Source organism: Francisella noatunensis subsp. noatunensis (assembly GCF_009823375.1).
Classification (GTDB): Bacteria; Pseudomonadota; Gammaproteobacteria; order Francisellales; family Francisellaceae; genus Francisella; species Francisella noatunensis.
Genome location: NZ_WBSX01000008.1, coordinates 21,059 through 30,046 on the forward strand (window position 1 = coordinate 21,059; position 8,988 = coordinate 30,046).

The window sequence follows — 8,988 nt, forward strand, 5'->3', positions numbered from 1 at the left end:
TTATTTCTTAATACCGAAAACAATATGTTACAAAAAAATCAACGTAAAGCGCTATTACTATCAAGTTTAGGCGGTATGCTTGAGTTTTATGATTTTATTATCTACGCTCTACTCGCTAGTTACATTTCTAAGCTTTTCTTTCCTATTCAATCAGCAATTTTTATTAATCGCATTCAGTGCTTATGCTGTTGGCTATCTTGCTAGACCTTTCGGAGGTATTATCTTTGGTCATTTTGGTGATAAATATGGCAGAAAAAAGACTTTTACAATCTCTATTTTGATTATGGCTTTATCAACTTTTTTGATTGGTATATTGCCTACTTATAGTAGTATTGGGATTATGGGGCACCTATATTGTTAGTACTTTGCAGAATAGCTCAAGGAATATCTGTTGGTGGCGAGATACCTGGTGCTATTACTTATGTTGGTGAGGCTGTTCCTAAAAGGCGTGGCTTTATGACTGCGGTGATTTTTGGATTCTTGATACTTGGTGTTGCTATAGGATTTATAGTTGAGAGTTTGCTATTAGAGTTCTTCACAAGTCAAGATATGCTAGCATACGGTTGGCGTATACCTTTTATCTTAGGTGGTCTATTTGGCCTTGTTGCATACTATCTTAGACGTGAGCTTATTGATATCAAAGAGTTTAATCCTTTTGTGAATGAAGAGTTTTCTCTACCTATTACAAAGATGCTTCTAACTCATCGCTGGAACTTGACCTACTCAACAATTATTGTGTCATTTGGTGCTCTTTGTTTTGTGACATTATTTTTGCTACTACCAGCATATTTTAGTACTATTCTAAATCTTCACTTAGATAACTTCACATGGATTAATAGTCTTGGAGTGATTATCATTTCTATTCTTTGTGTCGCTGTTGGTCTATTTGCTGATAAAGTTAGTAGAAATTTGATTTTGTTAGTTAATATATTGGCTACCTGTGCTTTTAGTTTTATCATTTATACTACATATACATCTCATCAAAATTTCTATTTTATCGCTATAGTTCTTAGTGCTATTTTGGTAGCTCTTTGCTGGGGCAATATACCTGCAATGTTGATTGATTTGTTTAAGCAAGATGTTCGCTATACAGGTATAGATTTTGCATATAATCTAGGATTTGCTGTCTTTGGTGGTCTGACACCGATGATTGTAATTAGTACTATCAAATTCTCAAATAATAATCTAGCTCCGGCATATATACTAATAACTGGTGCTATAATCACTCTTATAACTATGATTATAAACTCTTTGATCCAGAGAAGAGCTACTGCGAAAGCTTAACTCAAGACATCTAAACCATACCAAAACAGTATAATTTATAATTCAACAAAAATTAATCCTCCTTAAGTCAGCAGATACTTACAGCTTATATTTTGGTATAATGTAGCTATAGTCATGTAGTTTTGGATTTGTCCTAATGCACGAGTTTTCATTGTGTCAAAGTGTCATAAGTATCGCGAAGAAAGCAGCTGAAAATAACTCTAAAAAAGTATCTAAAGTAGTTGTCAAAATTGGTAACTTGACTGGTGTGGATATTGAGTCTTTTGAGTTTTGGTTCCCCTTAGCTGCAAAAGATAGTGTCTTAGAACAAGCAAAGCTAGAAATAGTACATGAACAGGCTATAGCGATGTGTAAAGCTTGTGAGTATGAATTTGAATTAACCAGACTATATGAGCAATGCCCAAATTGTGGCAGCTTTGAGAAAGATATTCTCAAAGGTAAAGATATGCTCGTAGAATCTATAGTCTTTAATTAAGGAGTAAATTATGTTTACAACTTGCGGATGTGGAACAAATAGTAATCATCATCACCATCATCATGGTCACGAAGGCAATGCTGTAAAACTAGAAAAAGCAATCTTAGAAGCTAATGATCAATATGCTGAGCAAAATAGAAAAGCTCTAGCTAAAGATAATAACATTGCTCTAAACTTTGTCTCAAGTCCTGGTTCTGGTAAGACGTCTCTACTTGAGAGAACTATCAAAGAGCTTGGTAATAGCCACCATATCGTAGTTGTTGAAGGTGATCAGCATACAGATCTTGATGCTGAGAGAATCCGTAAAGCTGGTGCAAAAGCTTATCAGATAAATACTGGTAAAGCTTGTCATCTAGATGCTCATATGGTTGGTCATGCTTTCGAACATCTTGGTGATATCAAAGATGGTTTTGTGATAATTGAGAATGTTGGTAATTTGATATGTCCAGCAATGTTTGATCTTGGTGAAAAGCATCGTGTTGCAGTTATCTCAACTACTGAGGGAGCCGATAAGCCACTTAAATATCCTGATATGTTTTATTATGCTTATGTGGTTGTTATCAATAAGATAGATCTATCGCCTTATGTAGATTTTGATATCCAAGAATGTATCGCAAATATTAAAAAGATTCGTTCAGATGTGAAAGTATTTGAGCTATCTGTAAAAACTGGTGCTGGTTTTGATAGCTGGTTGGATTGGTTGAGAGGTTTGAAGTAAAGATGCCCAATAGTCAATATAAAAAAGGATATTACAGTGCATAAAGTAATAAAAATACTAGTAGAAAAAGAAAAGTTATTTTATCTAATTATGATTATAGCAGTTTTATATTTCATGTTTTGTAAACAATATCTTTTAGTAGCTTTATTCTTTATTTTATTAGCAGCCTATTTGATAGGGTTAGCTCCAAAAGAGGTGTCTACAAAAGGGATTAAATTTAAAGAAATTTTAGAGAAGGTCGCAGAGAGCTTTATAACAGAAAAGTTTGACAATAAAGATATAACTAAATTAAATGGTGTTATTAATTTAAAAGGTACAATAATTAAAAATTCACTTTTTGCTTATTGGGGTTCACTACCACTCATTGAAGAAGAAAATTACACCATATCTAAAGATAATAGACCATAACATTAATCTTAGAAGAGCGCTTTAACACATGGAAAGATATGTATGATGATTGTCCTTTAATATTACGTTATATGAAAAAGGTTTGATTATTGAAAATAAAAGATGTGCAGAATTAAAAGCTAGCAAATATTAATATTTGCCACAATACTCAATAAACCAAATTTGAAATAAACTTTTGGAATACTATTTAAGTTTCATTTTATAGGACATAAAAAATCAAATAGGAGATAGAGATGAAAACACTAGAACAAGGACAAATAGCTCCAAACTTTAAATTAGAAAATCAAAATAATGAAGAAGTATCACTAAGTGATTTTAAAGGTAAAAAAAATGTCTTAATTTACTTCTACCCAAAGGCTATGACCCCAGGTTGTACTACTCAATCTATAGGTCTAAGTAGCATTAGTGACAAACTAGCCAAGCTTGATACTGTAGTTCTTGGTATTAGTCCAGATGCTCCAAAACGCCTTAAGAAATTTGAAGAAAGAGATAGCCTAACAGTACAACTTCTAAGTGATGAAGATCACAAAGTTGCTGAGCAATTTGGTGTTTGGGGCGAGAAGAAGTTTATGGGCAAAGTATATGATGGTATCCATAGAATTAGCTTCTTTATCGATAAAGATGGCAAGATCAATCATGTGTTTGATAAGTTTAAAACGAAAGATCATCATGAGATTGTTTTAGAGTATATTGAGAGTTATAAAAATTCATAATTAAGAGATGTCATTCCCACGTAGGTGGGAATCTATAAACTATTCAAGAGATTCCCGCCTTCGCGGGAATGACGGAGTGGGTTTAAAAGAAATAAAATAAGTTCCGGATGACTTGTTTATTTAAAGCTATTTTTAAATTTCCCTTTGGTACGAAGGGGTGGCAGTCGCAGACTGACGGGGTAGTTTTAAAAACACCTTGGATACTACAGTCGTACTCCGAACCCACTTTGTGACCGAAAGGATGACAAAAAGTAGAGATTGTCACTCTATGGCTTGACCATAGAATCCAAAAACTATGGAGAAAATTTATAGTTTGACAATGGATACTACGGTCGGAGCCGTAGTATGACTAACGATTTTGGTAAACACCCACCACAAGAGGAAAAAATGCAAAAGATCGTAACAAAAATTCTCGTCAATGGTATAGTTCAAGGGGTTGGATTTCGCCCTTTTATCTATTGCCTTGCCAAAGATATGAATTTATGTGGCTCGGTGCAAAATACTCCTAATGGTGTTGAGATAATTCTGCAATGTAATGAATCTGTTGCAGATAGCTTTATAACTAATATGCAAGCAAAACTACCTCCACTAGCTAGTATAGAAACTATCCAAAAGACAATTTACCAAACTGAAACTAAATTTACAGATTTTAAAATTCTAGAAACTCAACAAGGTAGCTCTACAACTAAAATTCCTGCTGACACAGCTATTTGTGACTTATGTTTAGATGATATTTTTAACCCACAAAGTCGTTACTATCTATATCCATATACTAGCTGTACGCATTGTGGTCCGCGTTTTAGTACGATACAAAACCTACCCTATGATAGAGATATTATGATAGATACACAAACCCATTAGACAGGCATTACCATGCTCAAACTGTTGCATGCTCTAAATGTGGACCAAAGTTATCACACTCTTTTGCAGAGATATCCCAACAAAGCTGGTAAAATTATCGCCATTAAAAGTCAAAACGGCTTCAAGCTAGTTGTAGATGCTACAAATACTAAAGCAGTCGAAGGACTCCGTAGAAGAAAGCACCGCCCGAATAAACCATTTGCTTTAATAGCTCTAAATACTAAAAGCATACAAGAGCATTTTGCAGAAGTTACTACACAACAAGATGAGCTTCTAAATACGACTATCAGACCTATTGTTTTAGTTAAAAGACACTCTACTAACAATATCAGCTCATCTATTGCACCACGCATAAATCAGCTTGGTTTTATGCTGCCAACAACTGGCTCTGATTATATCCTTTTTTATCATCTATTAAATCAACCTACTGGCTCTAGCTGGCTTAATGAAGCTCATGATTTAGCTTTGATAGTTACTAGTGCAAATATATCTGGTGAAAGCATCATTGCTAATAATGATGAAGCTCACGAAAAGCTCAAAGATATAGCTGATCTTATAGTTACAGATAATCGTGATATTGCAATAAAAAGTGATGATAGTGTTTTTCATACTGTGATAGATAAAAATCTGCCAATTAGAAGATCTCGAGGACTTGTACCGCAATCAATCCAACTATCAGAAACCCTACCAAATATACTAGCGACTGGTACATTTTTAAAGAATACTTTTTGTTTTATCAAAGATAATCAAGCCTTTGTATCGCAACACATAGGCGATATGGATAGCCAAGCTAATATAGAATTTTTTGAGCAATCTTTAGAACATTTCCAAAATATGTTTGGGCTCAGGTTTGATGGTATTGCTTGTGATTTACACCCTGATATTTATACTACGCATTTTGCCCAAAAGTTTGATCTCCCAATTTATCAGATTCAACATCATCAAGCTCACCTAGCAGCTGTAATTGCTGAGCATAATTTACAAGGTCACGCTATAGGTTTGGTACTAGACGGTTTTGGTTTAGGAGAAGATGGCCTAAGAGGTGGCGAGCTTTATCATTGTGATATTGAATCTGATAATTTAGAATTTAACCGCATTGGTGAGCTAGATCCTATCGAATATATTGGTGGTGATAAAGTAGCAAAAGAGCCTTGGCGAATGGCTCTTGCAGTATGCCATAAATACGATCTTGAGATACCAAATCATCTCAAAGAGTTTCCGCAAGCTGAAAGTCTAATCAAGCTTTTACAAAATGACTCTTTACCTAGAGGTAAAACTACTAGTATGGGTAGACTCTTTGATGCTGTTTCTAGCTTATTAAATGTTTGCCATATCAACACTTACGAGGCTCAAGCCGCTATAGAATTAGAGTCTTTAGCTGATATTCCAAACATTCAATATGATACCAAATCAGCATCATTTAAAACTAATTTAAATTTAAAAAAACTACTAAAAAGCATAATAAAATGCGATAATATAAGTGTTGCTAGTAACTTATGGCACGGCACTTTGGCTTATGCTTTAGTGCAGTGGATTAGTAACTTAGCCCAACCTCGAAATATTAAGAACATAATACTTAGTGGCGGTTGTTTCCAAAATAAGCTACTACTAACAGAGACTTACCGTCAACTTAAAGAAATGGATTTCAATATTTATATATCAGAGAAAGTTCCTCTAAATGATGGTGGTGTAAGCCTTGGACAAGCTTGGATCGGTGCCAAAAAATATATATCTAGCACTACTAAGGGATGAAGTTCTTATAGGTGATTTTGTCATAATCCATGTTGGTTTTGCATTAAGTAAACTAGATAAAGAAATGGCTCAGCAGACTCTAGAGGATCTAAAAAGTATAATATAAAAGGGGTAATGTAATGGATTACATACAAGAATTTAGGGCCCCGAAAGTTGCAAAAAGTCTTTTACAACAAATCGCTAAAGAAGTTGACCCTAATAGACAATATAACCTAATGGAATTTTGTGGTGGGCATACACATGCACTACATCGTTACGGGATTCCTAGTCTTTTGCCTAACAATGTCAAAATGATACATGGCCCAGGGTGTCCAGTTTGTGTACTACCTATCAAAAGAGTGGATCAAGCAATATTTTAGCATCGCAAAAAGATGTAATCTTCTGTAGCTATGCAGATATGATTCGCGTACCAGGATCGCATCAAGATAGTCTAATCAAAGCTAAAGCACGCGGTGCTGATGTGCGTATGATTTACTCAGTAGAAGATGCTTTGAAACTTGCTGAAGAAAACCCTAATAAAAAGGTTATATTCTTTACTATTGGTTTTGAGACAACCACTCCCCCAACTGCTGTAGCTATACAGTTAGCAATAGCTAAAAAGTTAAATAATTTTCTAATATTTTGTAACCATGTACTTACACCAGTAGCTATGCAAGCTATTCTAGCTGAAGATGTTAAGATAGATGGTTTTTAGGCCCATCTCATGTTAGTGTTATTATAGGTAGTAATGCTTATGATAAGGTGACTAAAGAATATCAAAACCAATGGTTGTCGCAGGTTTTGAACCTTTAGATGTACTGCAGTCTATACTTATGCTTATCAAGATGATTAGCGCTGACAAAATAGGCGTAGAAAACCAGTATACAAGAGCTGTAGTACCTGATGACACCAACTAGCACAAGATTTAATCTCTCAATATCTTACTATCAGAGATACTTTTGAATGGCGTGGACTTGGATATATCCCAAACAGTGCTTTAGAAATAAAAGACGAATATGCAAAATTTGATGCTGAAAAGCATTATCAAATACCCGAAGTACAAGGGCTAGAACATAGGCAGTATGCTTGTCCAGATATTCTAAGAGGCTTAAAAGAGCCAAAAGATTGTAAGCTGTTTGGTGTAGTTTGTACTCCTGAGCAACCGATGGGAGCATGTATGGTTTCATCAGAAGGTGCTTGCGCTGCACATTATCAATACGGAGACTAGAGATGGCTGTGAAATTAAATATCAAAAATGGTGTAGTCGATCTAGCAATGGGAGCTGGTGGTAAGGCTATGCATCATTTAATCGAGCAAATGATAAAGAAAAGTTTTGATAGCCAATATTTAGCTCAAGCAGAAGATCAGGCTGTATTACCACAAATAAATGGCAAAATCGCCATGACTACAGATAGCTATGTTATTACTCCTTATTTCTTTAGAGGTGGCAATATTGGCAGTCTTGCAATTCATGGTACAGTTAATGATTTAGTTGTTGGTGGGGCTAAACGATTATATATATCTGTAGGACTTATTTTAGAAGAGGGTCTACCTCTTAAAGATTTGAAAATAATCCTAGACTCCATGGTAGAAGCTGCCAAAAAAGCTAATGTCCAAATCGTAACTGGAGATACTAAAGTTGTCGAGAAAGGTAAAGGAAATGGCATCTTTATCAATACAACTGGAGTTGGAGTTATCCGTAATGATTTTGTAACTAGAGATGTTCTTGAAGATGGTGATGAGATTATCATCAATGGCACTCTTGGAGATCATGGTGTAGCTGTAATGTCACAACGAGCTGGTCTAGATTTTGAATGTCAAATAGTGAGTGATGCAACATCTTTAGACAGCTTAGTTGATGCAATTTATGACAATAAATGTCAAAAAAACAATGCGTGATCCTACTCGTGGCGGAGTTGGTGCAACTCTTAATGAGTGGACTAATCAATACAATGTAGCTATCGAGATAGATGAAGCAAATCTTCCGGTATCGACTGAAGTTCAATCAGCATGTGAGCTTTTAGGTTTAGATCCATTATATATCGCCAATGAAGGCAAAGTTTTAATCGCTTGTAAGCCTAAACTCAAAAGGTTTTAGACTGCTTAAGGGGTCATCCATTAGGAGAAAATGCCCAAGTGATAGCAACCGTAAGAAAAAGTGAGCAATCTCAAGTCTTTATGAAAACCACATTTGGTGGCAAAAGACGTGTTGATTGGTTAAGTGGTGAGCAATTACCAAGAATATGTTAAGGAGAGTAATATGAGTCAGTTTTATTTCTTAAAACATGATGATCTAGATAGAATGATTTCTTACTTCTCAGGGCAATGCTATGAAGTTATGGCGCCAGCAGTTAGAGATAAATCTATTGTTTATGACAGGCTAGATTGTATTCTCAATGTTTATAGAGATACCAAAATGTACTTCATTAGGTGTCAAGTAATTTAAACATTTCTTAGGTCTATTATTCAAGTCTATCTGTAACTTCTAATGTATTGATGAGATATATTGTTAAAGTTAGTACCTTTAGGTATAAATTGTCTGATATACCTATTCATGTTTTCATTAGTACCTCTTTGCCAAGGACTGTATGGATCAGCAAAGAATACTTTGATGCCAGTCTTGCTAGTTAGCTTCTTATGTTTAGCAAACTCTTTACCATTATCAAATGTAGCTGTTAATATTTTATGACCATTAGATACTTTGTACAATATTCTATTGATTGAATTAGCTGTTCTATCTATAGACTTGGCTAAAATAGTAAATCTGCTAGCTCTATCGACCATTGTTACAATAGCAC

General features: G+C 34.7%; 11 protein-coding genes and 4 pseudogenes. 14 read left to right on the forward strand and 1 reads right to left on the reverse strand.

Going from position 1 to position 8,988, the window contains the following annotated elements; translation table 11 throughout:
- Positions 1 to 24: 24 nt before the first annotated feature.
- The 14 genes and pseudogenes from F8C69_RS01540 to F8C69_RS10400 all read left to right on the forward strand — a co-directional run bounded on the left by F8C69_RS01540 (position 25) and on the right by F8C69_RS10400 (position 8,288).
- Positions 25 to 1,284: pseudogene (locus tag F8C69_RS01540) on the forward strand (MFS transporter).
- Positions 1,285 to 1,420: 136 nt separating this feature from the next.
- Positions 1,421 to 1,759 (forward strand): hydrogenase maturation nickel metallochaperone HypA, encoded by a 339-nt coding sequence (gene hypA, locus F8C69_RS01545; RefSeq protein ID WP_159183924.1) that lies wholly within the window; start codon positions 1,421 to 1,423, stop codon positions 1,757 to 1,759.
- 10 nt (positions 1,760 to 1,769) lie between these two features.
- A complete protein-coding gene (gene hypB / locus F8C69_RS01550; protein ID WP_159183925.1) occupies positions 1,770 to 2,477 on the forward strand; it encodes a hydrogenase nickel incorporation protein HypB in 708 nt (235 codons plus the stop codon).
- A 36-nt stretch (positions 2,478 to 2,513) separates the two neighbouring features.
- The gene (locus tag F8C69_RS01555; RefSeq protein WP_159183926.1) at positions 2,514 to 2,885 is read left to right on the forward strand and encodes a hypothetical protein; all 372 of its coding nucleotides are present in this window, start codon (positions 2,514 to 2,516) and stop codon (positions 2,883 to 2,885) included.
- Between the two features lie 233 nt (positions 2,886 to 3,118).
- The gene (gene bcp, locus F8C69_RS01560; RefSeq protein ID WP_159183927.1) at positions 3,119 to 3,598 is read left to right on the forward strand and encodes a thioredoxin-dependent thiol peroxidase; all 480 of its coding nucleotides are present in this window, start codon (positions 3,119 to 3,121) and stop codon (positions 3,596 to 3,598) included.
- Positions 3,599 to 3,985: 387 nt separating this feature from the next.
- Positions 3,986 to 4,459: an acylphosphatase gene (locus F8C69_RS10390; RefSeq protein WP_234393696.1), complete on the forward strand. Its 474-nt coding sequence runs from the start codon at positions 3,986 to 3,988 to the stop codon at positions 4,457 to 4,459.
- Between the two features lie 17 nt (positions 4,460 to 4,476).
- Positions 4,477 to 4,551: pseudogene (locus F8C69_RS10395) on the forward strand (hypothetical protein); the annotation flags it as partial.
- Positions 4,523 to 6,211 (forward strand): Kae1-like domain-containing protein, encoded by a 1,689-nt coding sequence (locus tag F8C69_RS01565; RefSeq protein ID WP_234384246.1) that lies wholly within the window; start codon positions 4,523 to 4,525, stop codon positions 6,209 to 6,211. The pseudogene F8C69_RS10395 and the gene F8C69_RS01565, both read left to right, overlap by 29 nt.
- Positions 6,174 to 6,317, forward strand: a complete 144-nt coding sequence (locus tag F8C69_RS01570) for a HypC/HybG/HupF family hydrogenase formation chaperone (RefSeq protein ID WP_236352296.1) — start codon at positions 6,174 to 6,176, stop codon at positions 6,315 to 6,317. Before F8C69_RS01565 ends, F8C69_RS01570 begins: the two co-directional genes overlap by 38 nt.
- A gap of 13 nt (positions 6,318 to 6,330) precedes the next feature.
- Positions 6,331 to 6,905: pseudogene (gene hypD / locus F8C69_RS10965) on the forward strand (hydrogenase formation protein HypD).
- Positions 6,906 to 6,975: 70 nt separating this feature from the next.
- Positions 6,976 to 7,107, forward strand: a complete 132-nt coding sequence (locus tag F8C69_RS10970; RefSeq protein WP_267906216.1) for a hypothetical protein — start codon at positions 6,976 to 6,978, stop codon at positions 7,105 to 7,107.
- A 29-nt stretch (positions 7,108 to 7,136) separates the two neighbouring features.
- The gene (locus tag F8C69_RS10975) at positions 7,137 to 7,418 is read left to right on the forward strand and encodes a HypD family hydrogenase formation protein (RefSeq protein ID WP_252988882.1); all 282 of its coding nucleotides are present in this window, start codon (positions 7,137 to 7,139) and stop codon (positions 7,416 to 7,418) included.
- Positions 7,419 to 7,420: 2 nt separating this feature from the next.
- On the forward strand, positions 7,421 to 8,089 hold the full coding sequence (gene hypE / locus F8C69_RS01580) for a hydrogenase expression/formation protein HypE (protein WP_234384243.1): 669 nt from the start codon (positions 7,421 to 7,423) through the stop codon (positions 8,087 to 8,089).
- On the forward strand, positions 8,082 to 8,288 hold the full coding sequence (locus tag F8C69_RS10400; RefSeq protein ID WP_234384242.1) for an AIR synthase-related protein: 207 nt from the start codon (positions 8,082 to 8,084) through the stop codon (positions 8,286 to 8,288). The genes hypE and F8C69_RS10400 overlap by 8 nt, the downstream gene beginning before the upstream one ends.
- Before the next feature lie 282 nt (positions 8,289 to 8,570).
- Here F8C69_RS10400 and F8C69_RS01590 read toward each other — a convergent pair.
- A pseudogene (locus F8C69_RS01590) lies at positions 8,571 to 8,988 on the reverse strand (IS30 family transposase); the annotation flags it as partial.

Coding starts and splice junctions, on each gene's coding strand:
- F8C69_RS10400 (WP_234384242.1), top strand. CDS start 8,082: ATGCGTGATCCTACTCGTGGCGGAGTTGGTGCAACTCTTAATGAGTGG.
- bcp (WP_159183927.1), top strand. CDS start 3,119: ATGAAAACACTAGAACAAGGACAAATAGCTCCAAACTTTAAATTAGAA.
- F8C69_RS10390 (WP_234393696.1), top strand. CDS start 3,986: ATGCAAAAGATCGTAACAAAAATTCTCGTCAATGGTATAGTTCAAGGG.
- hypB (WP_159183925.1), top strand. CDS start 1,770: ATGTTTACAACTTGCGGATGTGGAACAAATAGTAATCATCATCACCAT.
- hypA (WP_159183924.1), top strand. CDS start 1,421: ATGCACGAGTTTTCATTGTGTCAAAGTGTCATAAGTATCGCGAAGAAA.
- hypE (WP_234384243.1), top strand. CDS start 7,421: ATGGCTGTGAAATTAAATATCAAAAATGGTGTAGTCGATCTAGCAATG.
- F8C69_RS10970 (WP_267906216.1), top strand. CDS start 6,976: ATGGTTGTCGCAGGTTTTGAACCTTTAGATGTACTGCAGTCTATACTT.